At 35.9% G+C, this 17,135-nt stretch carries 11 protein-coding genes; 4 read left to right on the top strand and 7 right to left on the bottom strand.

All coding sequences use genetic code 11. The annotated features are described in order from the left end of the window. Window positions 1-275 precede the first annotated feature (275 nt). Window positions 276-1,436 (bottom strand): MFS transporter, encoded by a 1,161-nt coding sequence (locus AC5YGG_RS05695; RefSeq protein ID WP_496143503.1) that lies wholly within the window; start codon window positions 1,434-1,436, stop codon window positions 276-278. Between the two features lie 202 nt (window positions 1,437-1,638). On the opposite strand from AC5YGG_RS05695, the gene AC5YGG_RS05700 reads away from it, so the two are divergent. Then, entirely contained in the window at window positions 1,639-2,484 is an 846-nt protein-coding gene (locus AC5YGG_RS05700; protein WP_496143504.1) for a helix-turn-helix domain-containing protein, read from the top strand. Between the two features lie 591 nt (window positions 2,485-3,075). Next, complete coding sequence (locus AC5YGG_RS05705; RefSeq protein ID WP_496143506.1) at window positions 3,076-3,777, top strand: hypothetical protein; 702 nt, start codon at window positions 3,076-3,078, stop codon at window positions 3,775-3,777. Window positions 3,778-3,891: 114 nt separating this feature from the next. Here the strand turns inward: AC5YGG_RS05705 and AC5YGG_RS05710 are convergent, their stop codons facing one another. Next, a complete protein-coding gene (locus AC5YGG_RS05710) occupies window positions 3,892-4,806 on the bottom strand; it encodes a helix-turn-helix domain-containing protein (RefSeq protein WP_496143507.1) in 915 nt (304 codons plus the stop codon). Window positions 4,807-4,881: 75 nt separating this feature from the next. Continuing rightward, window positions 4,882-5,679: an SDR family oxidoreductase gene (locus tag AC5YGG_RS05715; RefSeq protein WP_496143508.1), complete on the bottom strand. Its 798-nt coding sequence runs from the start codon at window positions 5,677-5,679 to the stop codon at window positions 4,882-4,884. Between the two features lie 173 nt (window positions 5,680-5,852). Here AC5YGG_RS05715 and AC5YGG_RS05720 point away from each other — a divergent pair, with 173 nt between their 5' ends. Further along, window positions 5,853-9,188: a DEAD/DEAH box helicase gene (locus AC5YGG_RS05720; RefSeq protein WP_496143509.1), complete on the top strand. Its 3,336-nt coding sequence runs from the start codon at window positions 5,853-5,855 to the stop codon at window positions 9,186-9,188. A gap of 85 nt (window positions 9,189-9,273) precedes the next feature. Here the strand turns inward: AC5YGG_RS05720 and AC5YGG_RS05725 are convergent, their stop codons facing one another. The 3 genes from AC5YGG_RS05725 to AC5YGG_RS05735 form a co-directional block, all read right to left on the bottom strand. Next, the gene (locus AC5YGG_RS05725; RefSeq protein ID WP_496143510.1) at window positions 9,274-10,575 is read right to left on the bottom strand and encodes a T9SS type A sorting domain-containing protein; all 1,302 of its coding nucleotides are present in this window, start codon (window positions 10,573-10,575) and stop codon (window positions 9,274-9,276) included. 377 nt (window positions 10,576-10,952) lie between these two features. Beyond that, the gene (locus tag AC5YGG_RS05730; protein WP_496143511.1) at window positions 10,953-11,453 is read right to left on the bottom strand and encodes an endonuclease V; all 501 of its coding nucleotides are present in this window, start codon (window positions 11,451-11,453) and stop codon (window positions 10,953-10,955) included. Window positions 11,454-11,610: 157 nt separating this feature from the next. Further along, a complete protein-coding gene (locus AC5YGG_RS05735) occupies window positions 11,611-12,648 on the bottom strand; it encodes a M28 family metallopeptidase (RefSeq protein ID WP_496143512.1) in 1,038 nt (345 codons plus the stop codon). 250 nt (window positions 12,649-12,898) lie between these two features. Between AC5YGG_RS05735 and AC5YGG_RS05740 the strand changes: the two genes are divergently transcribed. After that, window positions 12,899-14,038, top strand: coding sequence for an aminotransferase class I/II-fold pyridoxal phosphate-dependent enzyme (locus AC5YGG_RS05740; protein ID WP_496143513.1), 1,140 nt, complete (start codon window positions 12,899-12,901; stop codon window positions 14,036-14,038). A gap of 277 nt (window positions 14,039-14,315) precedes the next feature. On the opposite strand, the gene AC5YGG_RS05745 is transcribed toward AC5YGG_RS05740, so the two are convergent. Beyond that, window positions 14,316-17,048, bottom strand: a complete 2,733-nt coding sequence (locus AC5YGG_RS05745) for a sodium-translocating pyrophosphatase (protein WP_496143515.1) — start codon at window positions 17,046-17,048, stop codon at window positions 14,316-14,318. Between the last annotated feature and the right edge of the window lie 87 nt (window positions 17,049-17,135).

The following is a 17,135-nucleotide window of genomic DNA, read 5'->3' on the forward strand; positions in this document are numbered from 1 at the left end:
TTGACGCAAAGTTTCTATAACCTTATTTCATATTCTTAAGAGAGCAAAGCATTAAATCAATGAAATTGATTCTTTCTAAGCGAATGCCTATCTACAATGCTTTTCAGTGACAAAGTCGCACTTCTTAGCTCCTGAATAAACATTTGAAAAGCAGGTAAATGTTTTTTTTTGCTTAGCTGCTAACTTTTGCACTTGATCCTATAAAATAAATGGTCTGTTTTCAGTATTCTTGTGAAAATAGACCACTTTATAAGTCATATTTTATTGGTAAAAGATCAATTGTTATTCTTAAATATTTCCATCTTTCCAGCCATAATGCTTAATAAAATTCCAAAACAGGCAAACAGTCCATACGAATATCGGAGATCAAAAGCTTCAGCAATATAACCGATCATTGGTGGTCCTATTAAAAATCCTAAAAACGATATACTGGAAACAAAGGACAGCGCAATACTTGGAGCTACCGTATTTACCTTACCAATTGTACTGTAAACAGAAGGGACACTTAAAGAGCCTCCCAATCCGATGATCATAAATGCAATCACACATATCCACAGCTCTGGAAAGAAAATACTAAGGAATAAACCTCCACTCATCATTAACCCACAGCACTGTAATACGATTCGTTTACCATATTTTTCTATAATACGATTGCCAAGAAACCTACCTAAAGTCATCATTAAGATAAAACTTGTATAACCAAGTATTACAAGATTTTCCGGTGCTTTTACTATAGTCTGAAAATAAACCCCGCTCCAGTCAAACATTGCCCCTTCAATAGCCATACTCAGGAATCCGATAATTCCCAATCCCACCAATGTAGGATTCACGGATTTAAAAATCGATTGGGTATTAGGTTCAGCTTTATGAATAATATTCGTAAGATGATTTCTACTATATAACCAGATCAGCGTAACAAGGATAAAAATAAGCACAAAATGATGAAACGTTTCCATTTTTAAGCTGATCACAAACAATCCGACAACCGCACCAATCAGTCCCGCAAAACACCAGGCGCCATGATAAGAGGAAAGTAGTGTTCTTCTGGTCATCGTTTCTATTTCAATCGCCTGGGTATTGACAGCAATATTACAAAGGTTTCCGAACACCCCGAAGAAAAACAATACTGTGCCCAACATCCAGTAAGATGAAGAAAGACCAATAAGCAAAAGAAAAGCAGGATACAATAAAAAACAGTATTTAATAATTGTGCTGCTTCCATATTTACTGATCAGCTTACCTGATAAAACCATTGTAGAAAGCTGTCCTATCGGCATGAGCAGCAAGAGCGTTCCTAACTGCGCCTCATTAATGGAAAGTGCATTTTTAATGATGGGAATCCGGCTCGCCCAGGACGAAAAAACAAGTCCATGTGCAAAAAAAAGTAAAAAGCAGGCGGTAGGCATTCTTACGTTGTATGATTCTCTGTCGTTCATTATAACAGTATTTAATTAAAATTTCCGCTGCGAAGTTAGGTACTGTATTCCAAAAAAAGATATTCCATTTTTGCTATTTTATATTCCATTTTAAACAAGACTTTAAAAAAGAAAAATTTACTGCTTACATTTGTCGGAGAGTTAATGAGGAAATATTATTGACAAACTTTAAACATACACCAAGAAGCCATCCACCTGTGAAATGATAGATATTAAGCCAAAATTTGAAGGATTATATATTGAAAAATATAAAGCTGATGAAGTTGATGAGTTTCAGAACAGAAGCAATAAGCTGAATAAACTCCTTTTATGCTTTGTATCAGAAGGTAAACTGGATCTTCATATCAACGGACTTTCTTTTCATATTCAGGAACACTCTGTAATTATGCTTCTGCCTGATACAGATCTGGTGAACGTTTCCTGCAGTAAAGACCTTGAACTATCAGTATTTTATATTTCTCTGGATTTCATCAGCACATACAGTTTCTTAACAGTTCTTCTTGCAAGTGATGAAATTAAATTTAACCCTGCCATACAGCTACACAGCTCTGCCAAAAGGCTTATTTGGTCTACCGTAAAACTTATACAGGATTACAACTCAAAAATAAAAGAAGAAACTACTCCGGAATCTGTACAATATCTTCTTTATGCTCTTCTTGATCTGGTTTCAAAGCTTTATCTTCCTGTGATCCGGAACAACAGTCTTTTACAGACCAGAAGCCAGGATATTATTGAACGTTTCTTTGAATTACTCAATGAACATGGTCATCTTCAGAGAAGTGTACTATTCTATTCCGATCATCTTCATCTGTCACCGCAATATCTCAGCAGCCTGATCAAAAAAGAAACAGGTAAGCCCGTTAAGCAATGGGTCAGCTATATTGTAATAAAAAATGCCAAAGAACTTCTTAAAACCACCTCTCTTTCCATTAAAGAAGTCAGTAATCAATTACAATTTGTAGACTCTTCCCTTTTCTGCAGGTATTTCAGACGTTGTACAGGAATCACAGCCAATACCTACAGAGAAAATTATAAAATCAAAAAGTAAGGGATCAGAAGCAAAAGTTGAGGGCTACGCAAAAAGTTTCGTTAATCTGAAGAAAAAAATAAATTATCTTTTTACTCCTCTAAGCTTTATACTTAAATTTTATTTAAACGCAAAGACATGATGGAATTGATTATTGATAAGGGAGCTAAGAAAGCGACAAAAGTCGCTGATGAAGCGATGTAGATACGCGTACGCTTAGAAAGAATCAATACAATTGATTCAAGCTTTGCTTCCTAAAATACAACATCAGATAATAGAAATCCTTTGCGTTAAATTTTAAAATTAAAATGATCTAAATATTCTAAGCCCCACAACTTTTGCGCTTGAGCCAAAGTAAGGTGAGTTTTTTGGGATCAACCTTAAAAACTGGGGATCACAAGGCTTATGGAATTTAATTTTACGCAAAGTTTTATAATCTTATCTCATATTCTTAAAAAAGCAAAGGATGGAATCAATTTCATTGATTCTTTTTAAGCGAATGTTTATCCACCACGCTTTTTCAACGATAAAGTGACTCTTCTTAGGTTCCTGAAATAAACATTTGAATCATCTTTCTTTGCGATTAAAAAAATGTGTTTCTTCAAAAAAAGGATGCAGATGTTTTTTGCTCAACTCCCGACTTTTGCACCTGATCCTAATTTTGTAATTTTGACGACAGAAAAGAAACTATTTATGCCAAGGAAAACACTCTTGTTGTCTACTGCCTGTTTGTTGTTTTTACATTGCAAAAAAGAAGAAACAAACCCACAAAATATTATCCAAGACACTATAAAACAACAAAAAACGGTCATTTCTCATCAAAAAACACAAGATCACACTCAAGTTGAAACAGTAAAATCATTTTTGAAATGGTACAGAGATAACGAAGAAAAACTCTACAGTTTCAATACGATAAAAGGTGGAATTTCGGAACAAAATGAAAACCCGGCAAATTATTATGTAGATTTTGACGCAGTGGAACAAGAGATTCAATTGATGAAAAGCAGTAATCTGTTTTCACAAAAATTCCTCTCAGAATACAAGCAAAATTACGTACAAGGTGACGAGCATTTCAAAAAAGATCCCGTTAATGACGGTCCGCCATTCGGTTTTGATTATGATTATTTCTTTAAAACCCAGGAAGATTACCAATCTGATTTAAAGAATATTGACAGTATAAAATTCACTGTAAAATCAATCAGTGATCAGGAATGCACTGTAGAATTCCATCTTAAAAACTGTGGGATGACCTATAAATATACGCTCAGCAAAAAAGATTACTGGCAGATTGATTCCATTGAAAACATAAGCTAATCAGATTGTATCTGTAAAAAATCAGACCTGATGATAAACTTATCTACTCTTTTATTGCTTTTATCAACTGTTTTATATAAAATGCCCAACCGTTTTGGCTGGGCACTATAATATTTAATTAAATAACTGTCTGAAACTTAAAGGAGTTTGATCTGTTTTCTTTTTAAACAACTTATTAAATGACTGTGGATGCTCAAATCCTAGTGCATAAGCTACTTCTGATACAGACAGACTGGTGGAAGTAAGATACTCCTTCGCTTTTTCAATCAGTTTTTCATGAATATGCTGTTGAGCGTTCTGCCCTGTGAGATTCCTTAACATATCACTCAGATAGTGTGGTGAAAAATGGAGTTCAGAAGCAAGAAATTCAACCGTAGGAAGTCCGTTCCTTAATGTTTCTTCCTGATTGAAATAGTTTTCCAAAACCACATCCATTTTAGCAAGCAGGTCATTATGTACCACTTTTCTGGTAATAAACTGTCTTTTGTAGAACCGGTTGCTGTAATTCAGAAGTACTTCAATATATGAAACCACAACATCCTGGCTTACTTCATCAATAGCGGTATTCAGTTCATTCTGAATACTGTCCAATAATCCGGTTATAATATTCTTTTCCTGATCAGATAAATGAAGGGCTTCATTGGTATCATATGAAAAGAATCCAAAATTTTTAATATTTTTTGCCAGCGGATAACTTCTTATAAAATCAGGATGTACCAGTAATGTATATCCGCAATATTCTGCGTTTTCATCCGTCGAAAGAATCTGACCTGGTGCAGTAAACATCATTCCTCCTTCATTAAAATCATAATACCCCTGTCCGTAACCCATCTTTCCTACTCGGGAATATTTGTAAGATATTTTATAAAAATTCAGAAGAAAACTTCTATTTAGCATCTCTTTACTCACAGACAACTTTGTATTGTCCACAAGACTTACCAATGGATGAAGCGGACCCGGAAGCTGTAATAAGCTATGCAGCTCCGATATGGATGAAATTTTCAAAGGAATATTTTCTTTCTTTTCCATATTATAAATATATCACTTTTCTGATTAAAAAATATAACAAAAACCCTGCGAATCAATCACCTACAAGGTAAACAATTATAAAAACCTTTTTCCTAATTGCTCTCGGAACAATTCATCGCCTAACTCCAAACGTTGGGCGTACAGACCTTTCGCATCTTCACCCGCCACATATCGTAACTGTTTTTTGCCGTCTGTAGCAGCCTCATAAACTACTTCTGCAATCTGTTCCGGTGTAGAGGCGGCATCCATCATTCCTTCCATACCAGCATAGAGAGAGTTCATAATTTCTTCATAAGCAGGGCTTGTTGCGGAATCAAGAGAACGACTTACAAAATCAGTTTTAATCCCTCCCGGAGAAACCGTTTTAATATCTACTCCAAATTTGTTCAGTTCAAAAGCCATACTTTCACTCCAGCCTTCCAACGCCCATTTTGTCGCATGATAAATTGAATTCAGAGGAAAAGTAATCAGTCCACCAATAGAAGTCGTAGAAATAAACATTCCATTTTTTCTCTCTCTAAAATAAGGAACAAATGCCTGGGTAACGCGGATTGTACCCAATAAATTCGTATTAAACTGTCTTACAATCTGTTCATCAGTAAAAGCTTCCAGAGGACCCAGAAGTCCATAACCGGCATTATTGAAAACCACATCCACATTCCCCAATTCCAATGCCTGTTTCACTGTAGCCTGTATCTGTTCCGGATTCGTTACATCCAATGGAAGTACCGTTATATTTTCAAGAGCATTAAGATCAGATGCTGCCTCCGGATTTCTCATTGTTGCTATTACTTTCCATCCATTTTGCTGAAATAACTGCGCAGTTGCTTTCCCTAGTCCTGTGGAAGCCCCTGTTATAAAAATTGTTTTCATTTTTTTGTTGTTTAATAATTACAGGACAAAGTTCAGCATCAGAAAAAAGAATGAAGTTGCCAAAACGGAGAAAGCTGTATCCAAAATGGATTTATTAAATATATCATCTTTCAAGCCCCGTTGCATTAAAAATATCTTCCTGTTTTTTTGTAGTTTTGTCTCTATTAATTTTTATGGCAGAATACATCCTTGAAAACATCAATATCAGTACACTTTCCGTATATGATCTCTTAAAGCATACTACAGAAAGTTCATTTGTTGCGATCAAGGACTTTCGGGAGGTTTATCCGGTGAATATTGAAATCAATACCGGAATCTTTACCAAAAACTCTTTGCAGGAATTTCCAATGGTCACCATCAGCCGGATAGGCAATTCACTACTCTGTTCGTGTACCTGTAATCATCCTAAAGACAAACTTTGTTCACATCAGGCAGAAATCATTCACTGTATTCTTGAGGATAAAAATTACCTGATTTTCTTTGATGATACGCTTCGAAGAAAAACCCTGATCTCTAAGGCAAAGACATATGGTTTGGAAAACGAATCCGACTTAGATGCATACTTACAACTTGAATGGGTAAACGGAAAGCTTGAAATTTCACCAAAAATCAAAGAAATATTGGCTATTGATAATCTCATGCTTAAAAGAGATCTTCTTCCTGCACTTCCTTCTAAACTGGATGAACTAGCGACTCAGGAAACGGGAAAAAAACAGATTCTGGTCATCGGAAAGCACCGGTATTACAACCACCTTACCTTTTCCCTTATGGAAGCCGAAATTACACAGAATGGTAAGATTAAAAATCCGGTAAACGCTGTGGATGCAATGCAATTGATCTGGAAAGCAGAAAAACCTCAGGAGATAAAATTCTATACGGCTATTACCTCTTTTCAGAATAATTATAATGAAGAATATAATGCTTCAGAACTGGAAGCTTTAAAACTTATTGTACACAATCCTCTGAATTTAGAGGTCTATTATCATGACCGGAATATTGCAGAAACAGTCTCTTCCAAGTCTCTTCTTCCTGTTAAACTTAACACTTTAGATGCAGAGGTACAACTATCTGTATTTAAGAAAGATCCTTTTTATGAAATAACCGGAGAATTACAATTTAATGATACTTCCGTTCCTTTTAAAAATGTGATCCTGAGAAATGAATATTTTGTATATAACTCAAACACTTTCAGCTTTGTAGACCATCCTGATCTGCTCAGAATAATCAGATTCTTTAAATCAAATAATGAGATTTTATTAGTGCATTCGTCCAAATATGAGGATTTTATGACTAATATTTTACATAATATTGAGGAGCTTATCCATATCAATTACAGCTACATACAACCCGCAACGAAAGCACAACTTAAAGATAAGAATTTCCGTGTTGAAAACGTAATTTATCTTCGTCAGCAGGAAAATTATATTGGCATCACCCCCGTCATGAAATATGGAGAAGTTGAAGTTCCCGTCTATTCCAGAAAGCAAATTTTTGATACAGACCAAAATGGAAATGTATTTAAAATAGAAAGAAATGATGCCGCAGAAGCACGCTTTACTTCTCTGGTGATGAAACAGCATCCGGACTTTGAAGAGCAAATGGAAAGCTACCAATATTTTTACCTTCACAGAGATAAATTCATGGATGAGAACTGGTTCCTTGAAGCATTTGAAACATGGAGAAACGAAGGCATCACCATCCTCGGATTTAATGAATTGAAAAACAATAAGCTCAACCCACATCGAGTTAAAATCAACATCCAGATTACCAGCGGACTGGATTGGTTTAATGCGAAATTAAAGGTAAGTTTCGGACAAAAGGAAGCCACTCTTAAACAGCTTCACAGAACAATGCGAAATAAGAGTAAATTCATACAGCTTGATGACGGAACCCTTGGAATTCTTCCCGAAGAATGGATTGATAAGATCGCTGCTTACTTTCAGGCTGGAGAAATAGATGAAGAACTATTAAAAATTCCAAAGATAAACTTTACGGAAGTATCTTCCCTTTTCGAAAAAGAAGTCCTGAGCACTGAAATACAAAATGAAATCTCAACGTATTCTTCAGCGTTTTCAGCAGATAAAAACATACCTGAAGTAGATATCCCGACTGAATTAAACGCTGAATTAAGGGATTATCAGCATGAAGGACTCAATTGGCTTAATTTTCTTGATACCTATAACTTCGGCGGATGTCTTGCTGATGATATGGGACTGGGAAAAACACTTCAGATCATTGCTTTTATCTTATCTCAAAGGGAAAAACGCGGTCATACAACCAACCTTATTATAGTTCCCACTTCCCTTCTTTTCAATTGGCAGGATGAGATCAGTAGATTTGCTCCCTCTATCAAAGTATTATTGCATTATGGCGCCAACCGGCAGAAATCAGTCTCTCACTTTACAGAGTATGAAGTCGTTTTAACCAGTTACGGAATGCTTCTTTCGGATATTAAATTTTTAAAAACATTCAATTTCAATTATATTTTCCTTGATGAATCTCAGACCATTAAAAATCCAAATTCTGAAAGATACAAAGCAGCACGCCTGCTTCAATCAAGAAACAGATTTGTATTGACAGGAACTCCCATAGAAAACAGCACCTTTGATCTTTACAGCCAGCTTTCATTCGCCTGCCCAGGATTATTAGGCAGCAAACAGTCTTTTAAAGATATTTATGCCATTCCTATTGATAAGTTTGAGTACAGCAAGCGCGCTATGGAGCTTCAGCAAAAGATAAAACCATTTATCCTTCGGAGAACAAAAAAACAGGTTGCCAAAGAACTTCCTGAGAAAACAGAAACTGTTATTTATTGTGAAATGAATTCCGAACAGCGCAAGATATATGACGCTTATGAAAAGGAACTTAGGGAATTTATAGCAGCCAATGACGATGATGATCTTCATAAGAACAGTATGCATGTGCTTACAGGGCTTACAAGACTCAGACAGATCTGTAATTCACCCGTGCTTATTAAAGAGGGGTATTCGGGTGAAAATGCCGTAAAAATAGAAATTCTAATGGAACAGATCCTCGGAAAATCCAAAGATCATAAAATTCTGGTATTCTCACAGTTTGTAGGTATGCTTGATTTGTTGAAACCGGAATTAGAACGCCACGGAATTCCTTTTGAATATCTAACAGGGCAAACTAAGAACAGAGGTGAGAAGGTTGCTAATTTCCAGAATAATGAAGATATCCGGGTGTTTTTAATAAGCTTAAAAGCCGGAGGTGTGGGGCTTAACCTTACGCAAGCAGATTATATTTACCTTATCGACCCATGGTGGAATCCTGCCACAGAAAACCAAGCTATAGACCGTAGTTACCGCATCGGACAGACTAAAAACGTCATTGCCGTCCGTATGATCTGCTCCAACACAGTGGAAGAAAAAATTCTTACATTACAAAAAAAGAAAACCCTACTGGCTCAAAATCTTCTTAAAACAGATGGCAGTAAATTTCAGGGGCTATCAAAACAGGACTTACTAAATATTCTTGATTCGCATTAATATCCAGCCCTTTACAAACAAAACCGACAGATAAAATCTGCCGGTCAAAAAAACAAAAATTGATATGGATATGATTAGATATGTTTTACTTTTTCATCACCTTTTCAGTCGTTAATTTCTTATCTTTTGTAAGAATCTTTATCAGATAAGTTCCTGGAATGAAATTGCTCATATTAACAGTTTCCGAGCTTCCTTCCGAAAGCTTTTGTCCTGAAATATTATAAATTTCATACTTCTCCAACCCTTCTTTCATTTTGATCGTTGCAATACCCGTCGTAGGATTTGGATATACTTTTACTTTTATGGAAGAATCTTTGGTTATCTCTGATGTAGAAAGGCTTTCCGGCTGAATATTGATCGTATAATCTTCCACCTGACCAATAAACCATCCTGAAGGGCATGGCAGGTTTTCCAGTGTTCCCATCCATGAATCTGACTCATAAGCTTTTACCACTCTTAACCGAGTATTTCCTAATAAAGCATTCCCGGGAATTGTAATCATACCGGAAGTAATTCCCGATGCATGTCCGGAAACCGGATCTGAATTATCCAGATAGCCCAGGTTGAATTTTTCATCAGCCTCAAACTGATTATTATGATTAAAATCAATATAGGCATATGCAGAAACCGTTTCCTGTCCATGAGTTCCCCCGGTGACGGAAACAGGATAAGTATTTCCTCTGTTTGCATTGAAAATAAATCCCGTAAAGTCTTCAATGGTTGCTGAACTGCCATCAATAGGGCTATCATTGCTTAAACCGTCAAAATCTACCCGGCTTATTTCACTTACTGTAAAGCTGGTTATATTCTCGGCACCACAGTAAGGTGATGGGAAACCGGCTGTATTTCCAATTATATTCACCGTATAATCTTCTGTTTGTCCAGTCCTTAAATGATCACATGCTGAATTGATCGAACTTGGAGCATCAGGATCTGAAAATGCAGCCAGATTACTGTTTTTAAGAACTCTCATTCTCGTGATACCTGAAGCCGCATTGGTAGGTACGGTAATTGTTCCGTCAATAGTGAATGCATTCGCTGGTGTTGCCGCATTCAGTTTTCCTATGTAAAAACGCTCTCCGGCATCATCAAAGCTTCCGTTTCTATTGAAATCTATGAAAACCATAACATCACTTGGAAATGAGCTGGATGGACCTTTTACAGAGATCTGATAACTATTTCCTGCGGACAGATCTGTAGACATCGAAGTAAAATCTTCGTAATCTGGCGTTACTCCAGACTGGAATGGTGATGTATTATTAATACTTCCAAAAATGACATTGGTGATCATATTACTGTCAGCTCCGTATTGAAAGGTGGGTGTACAATATTGTGCCCCCATCAATGACCAGAGAATGACAGTAGAAAAGGTAGTTAGTTTTTTCATTGAATTCTTAATTTGATTGAGACAAATTTATATTTATTTAGAATCAATAAAAATAAGAATGTGATGATTTTTATCAGTTTAATAAAATTAAGATGGAATAGAACCTAATAAATTAAAATAATATCAGCTTAAATTAATAAATATCAATACTTTAATTGAATCATCCTTCAGTAATAATAATTTACTTTATAAACATCATTAAAACGCCCGTTCAAAAACTTTCATAAAAGAATTATACGAATAGTTATAACAATAAGACCTTAATGTAATATAAATAAAAAACTTATAAACAACAATTTAAATCAAATAATCTAATTAATTACTTTAAATAAAACCCGAAATGTAAATTAAATAATAGGCAAAGTATCGATAGTCAATCATTCCCTACTCAGCTGATCAAGCTTTTTTAGTAAAGTAGGAATTCTGAAAGATCCATGCATATTTTCAACATTCAGACTGGCATGATCTACATCTATTCCTTTAGCTGTAACAAATAATGGTGTCTTGCTTTCTCCACGAAGTACATTCCTCCTTTCCGAATCCGGAGAAGTGAACTCATTTTTAGCGATTCCAACTACCGGATATTTACCTTCCAAAGCTTCATAAAGATATCCTCCTAAGCCTATCTTACCTTCGTTATTAAGAGTCACATACCCATCCACAATGATGATATCTCCTTCTTTTAATACGATTTTTTGCAATAAACTCAGAATACAAGGCAGTTCTCTTTTATAAAAAGCACCACTTTCATATTCTGAACTGATTGGCATTTGTTCAGTAAAAGTTTCAATTTCCTGATTAGAAGTCCAATCTTCAAATGCGATACAAACAGTATTCGCATAGTCTTCATAATAGTAGCTGTCGAACGCGTAGATCATCTATGGTTATTTAAATGGTAAAGTTAAGGTGAAAATCTGCAAACTTCTATAGTTTAATTAAATAATGCCACAAATACAACAAAATAAATTTGTGCATTTGTAGCATTAAATATCATTTTAACCCGGGTTTAAAATTCAGGTGTAGGTAATTTTGGATTTATTTTCTATCCACTACAATTCTTTCTTCTCTGTTGGCAATATCCCATGCTGTAGTGAAAATCAGTTGTGTTCTCTTTTCCAACAGATTGTAATCAATCTTTTCAGGATCATCCGTTGGCTTGTGATAATCTTCGTGGATACCGTCAAAGAAAAATGCTACAGGAACATTATTTTTAGCAAAATTATAGTGATCTGAGCGGTAATATAATTGTTCTGGATCATTAAGATCGTCATATTTATAATTCAACTCCAGATTATTGGTTCTTTTATTGGCTGCTTCATTGATTACTTTAAGCTGAGTGCTTAGCATATCGGAACCAATCACATATACATACTGTTTGCCTCTGTTTGCCGGGTCATCACGTCCAATCATATCAATATTAAGATCTACAACCGTATTTGCCAATGGAAAAACAGGATTATCAGTATAATATTCAGAACCAAATAAGCCATGCTCTTCACCGGTTACATGAAGGAACAATACAGATCTTTTAGGACCTTTTCCTTTGTTTTTAGCTTCCTGAAATGCCTTTGCCATTTCCATTACAGCAACAGTTCCGCTTCCGTCATCATCAGCGCCATTATATACTACCCCACCTCTGGTTCCTACATGATCATAGTGTGCAGAAACTACAACAATTTCCTCTGGTTTTTCGCTTCCTTCAATAAAAGCAAGAATATTTTCAGAATCGGGCAGATTTCCGCCACCTCTTTTCTTCATAAAGTCAGCTGGAACTTTCTGATAATAAGAACCTAATGCTTTGGGATATGAAACTCCTAAATTTTTATAATAATTAACAATATATTCCCCAGCTTTTTTCTGTCCTTTGCTTCCGGTATCTCTACCTTCCATTTCATCAGATGCGATTACATAGAGGTTTTTCTTTAAATCCTCAGCTTTAATCATATGATAAGCATGGGTAAAACCTTTGTCATGTTTGGTAGAAATTGGATGAGAAGCACCGTTAGAAACCTGAGCTGTACTACAACTCGTCATCAGAGCTATAGAAAATAACGGAATAAGTAGTTTTTTCATACAGAATAAATTTCTTAAAAATAACAAATTTTATTGACTCCTGAGATTTAAAACAAAAATCTTACAGAAGAATAAATGCTTATCCATCATACTTTGAGCCAGACATAAAAACTTCAATGTATAATTATTGAACAGTAAACACAAAAGACCTATTTATGACAAAATAAATGCAGAAACAATAAGTATTCAAAAACAAAATCATCAAAATAATATTGATTTTTTATTACATTTGATGAAAAATACAAAATTGATGAAAAAAATTCATGAATTTACTCATTATTCATTTTTCACAGAGATGTCTGAACTGGCTGTAAGGAATGGTAGCTACGATCTTTCTCTGGGACTTCCTGATTTTGACATTGATGAACGGTTAAAAACGTTCTTACAGGAGTCAGCAGATTTTGACACCCATAATTATGAGCCACTTGCTGGTAATCCGTTATTGATCAATAACATCATTGATTTTAATACGAAACGGAAAAACAGTATTTCTTTAAAGACAAATGAAGTAACCATCGTTCCCTGCGCTACTTTTGCTTTATATACAGCACTTAAATCTGTTCTAAATCAAGATGATGAAGTGATTGTGATACAACCTTCATACTATACGTACGGTCCTGCAGTAGTCATGAACGGAGGAATACCTGTCTATTATGATCTGGAAATTGATTTTACGATCAACTGGGATTTGTTTAAACAATGTATTTCTGATAAAACAAAAGCTATTATTGTCAATTCACCACAAAATCCAACCGGAAAGATATGGAAACAAGAGGATTGGAACCGGCTGTATGAGCTTATCAAAGACCGTGAAATTTATATCATTTCGGAAGAAATCTATGACACTTATTGTTATGATGGAGCAGAACATTACAGCTCGTTTATTCATCCTGAACTGAAAAACAGAACTTTTTGTATTTTTTCTTTTGGTAAAATGTTTCATACCTCAGGATGGAAGGTCAGTTATATGATTGCTTCCGAAGAATTAACTGCTTTATTCAGATGTCATCAGCAATATATTTCCTACAGTGCCAATGCTCCGGCTCAATATGCTCTGGCAAAGTATCTGGAGGTATTTGATCCTAATATAAATCAAAAAACAATGCAGCGGAAAAGGGACATTTTTAATGAATTGCTTAAAGAAACTCCATTACAGATCGAACAACCGGCAGAGGGCAGCGTTTTTCAGGTTGTAAATTTCAGGAATGTTTCCGGAACAATGACAGATGTTGAGTTTTCAAAATGGCTTACGATTGATAAAAAAGTGGCTTGCCTTCCACTGTCTGCATTTTATAATTCCCGACAAAACTCTGATTATATTCGTTTTAGCTTTGCAAAAAAGGATGAATTAATTATCCAGGCTTTGGAACATTTGAGAAAGAATCTATAATGGTAACAAATTCTTTTTCAGGTTGAAAATTAAGCGTAAAACTTCTTAAGGAACATATTGTTTTAGGTGTAAGAAAATTCAAAGATTTCATTAGTATTATGATTAGCCACTAATGCCTTTAGATTTGCAAAAGGCATTAGTGGCAAAATATATCCAATTTATTATAAATAAAATCTTCGCGCTTTAAAAACTAAAACATCCCAATTCTTAGTGTCTTCATATTACCCCAATAAAAAAGCACCGCATGAGCAGTGCTTTAACTTATATTTTATACATTTTAAAGAGCCAGAACTCTTACATCAATTCTTCTGTTTTTAGCCTTACATTCATCTGTATCATTAGCTTCACAGATTGGATGTTGTGAGCCATATCCTTCAGCTTCTACTCTGTCGGCTGCTATTCCAAGCTCCAATAATTTAAGTTTTGCTGTTTGGGCTCTTAGGTTGGATAGTTGTTGATTTCCATCTTCATTACCACTATTATCTGTATATCCACCTAGTTTTATCTTAAGATCTGGATAGGCATTTAAAATTTCCGCAAGATTATTCAGCTGCAGTTCATACCCTGCTTTCAAATCGCTTGATCCGGTTTCAAAATAAAGGTTTTCAATTGTGTACCACTTATTGGTGTCCAAAATAGATTTATCTTTTTTATCAACAGCACTATAAAGTTGATACAATTGACTTGTATCTCCCAATTCTATTGTTTTTCCTCCTTTTAGCTTTATTTTTCGAAGACTTCCAGTTTCATAAACAAAATCTCCGCTTTCATTGAGATGTCCTTTTATTTCACCCGGAATAGCCGGAGCTGTAAGAGTAGATGATTCAGATGAAGTACCTGTATTTGTAATCCCTGTTAAACTCTCTATTTTAGCTTGTCTGTTCGCTTCAATCTTATCTTTATGCAAAACAGCTAAAGTAGGAGCAATAACCAGTGAAACGATAGACATCAGCTTGATCAGAATATTCATGGAAGGTCCTGATGTGTCTTTAAACGGATCTCCCACTGTATCTCCTGTTACAGAAGCCTTATGAGGTTCCGAACCTTTATAATAGGTCTGTCCGTTGATATCTACGCCTTTTTCGAATGATTTTTTAGCATTATCCCAAGCGCCACCGGCATTGTTCTGAAACATTCCCATTAAAACTCCACACACTGTAGCACCGGCAAGGAATCCTCCAAGCACTTCGGGACCAAAAATAAATCCGATCAATAATGGTGAAATGATCGCGATAGCTCCCGGCATCATCATTTTACGGATCGATGCGTCTGTAGAAATAGCAACACATTTTTCATATTCCGGTGTGGCTTTGCCTTCTAATATTCCTGGAATTTCACGGAACTGTCTTCTTACTTCCTCTACCATTGCCATTGCAGCCTGTCCTACTGCCGTAATAGCTAGTGAAGAGAATATAAACGGAATCATTCCTCCCACAAATAATCCTGCCAATACATCAGCTCTGTAGATATCAATACCGTCAATTCCTGCAATTCCTACGAAAGCCGCAAAGAGAGCCAATGCGGTTAATGCTGCCGAAGCAATTGCAAAACCTTTTCCTGTGGCTGCCGTTGTATTTCCTACTGCATCCAGAATGTCTGTTTTCTCGCGAACTTCTTTTGGCAATTCACTCATTTCGGCAATACCTCCGGCATTATCTGCAATAGGTCCGAAAGCGTCAATAGCAAGCTGCATCGCTGTAGTTGCCATCATTCCTGCTGCTGCAATGGCAACACCGTATAATCCGGCACATAAGTAAGATCCGTAAATACCTCCAGCCAATACAATGATGGGAAGCAAAGTAGACTCCATCCCAACGGAAAGTCCTCCGATAATATTGGTCGCATGCCCGGTTGAAGACTGTCTCACAATGCTGGAAACCGGTCTTTTCCCCATTGCCGTATAATATTCTGTGATAATGCTCATTAAAGTACCTACCACTAGTCCTACCATGATTGCTCCGAATACTCCCATTTTAGTAAATTCATGTCCTCTGAGAATCATTTTATCAGGCAGAATATAAGTTACAAGGAAATAAGAAGCTATAGCCGTGATCACAATACTTCCCCAGTTTCCAAGATTCAGAGCATTTTGTACGCTGGACGTGGAGGAACCTTCATTATCATTAATCTTTACAAATAAAGTTCCTATCATTGAAAAAATAATTCCGGTTCCGGCTATCAGCATAGGTAAAAGTATAGGAGCAAAACCACCGAATGAATCGTCCGAGATCGTTTCTCTTCCCAATACCATGGTCGCCAAAACCGTTGCTACATAAGATCCGAAAAGATCGGCACCCATTCCGGCAACATCTCCCACATTATCCCCAACGTTATCAGCAATGGTAGCTGGATTTCTTGGATCATCTTCTGGAATTCCGGCTTCTACTTTTCCTACAAGGTCAGCACCTACGTCTGCAGCTTTGGTATAAATTCCGCCTCCTACTCTTGCAAAAAGGGCAATAGATTCTGCTCCCAGAGAAAAACCGGTAAGAATTTCAATTGTTTTTTCCATTTCGTGGGAATCTACAGTAGCATCGGGGGCAAAAATCTGTTTAATAATGATAAAAAGAGCTCCTAAGCCAAGCACAGCTAATCCTGCAACGCCCATTCCCATCACGGATCCTCCGGTAAATGAAACTTTAAGAGCTTTTGACAGTGATGTTCTTGCAGCTTCTGCAGTTCTTACATTCGCCTTCGTTGCTATTTTCATCCCAATGAAACCTGCTGAAGCTGAAAATATAGCTCCCATTACAAAGGCAATTCCTATACTCCAGTGTGAATTGGCATTGGTTGATCCCATTACTGCCAGCAGGATAGCCACCACTACTACAAAGTAGGTTAAAATTTTATACTCAGCTTTTAAAAAAGCCATCGCCCCGTCAGCAATATAACCACTGATGGTTTTCATTTTTTCATTTCCGGCATTCTGTTTATTGACCCAACTGCTTTGAAGAAATGTGTAAAGCAAAGCTACGACACCAAAAATTGGCACTAACACAAATAGATCCATAGTTTAATATTTTTTTGGTAATAGAAAATTAAATATAATAAATAATTACCATGAAAGCATTAAAAAAATGAGGAGTTTAGTAGTTTG

This window comes from Chryseobacterium sp. CS2K3, assembly GCF_059515185.1.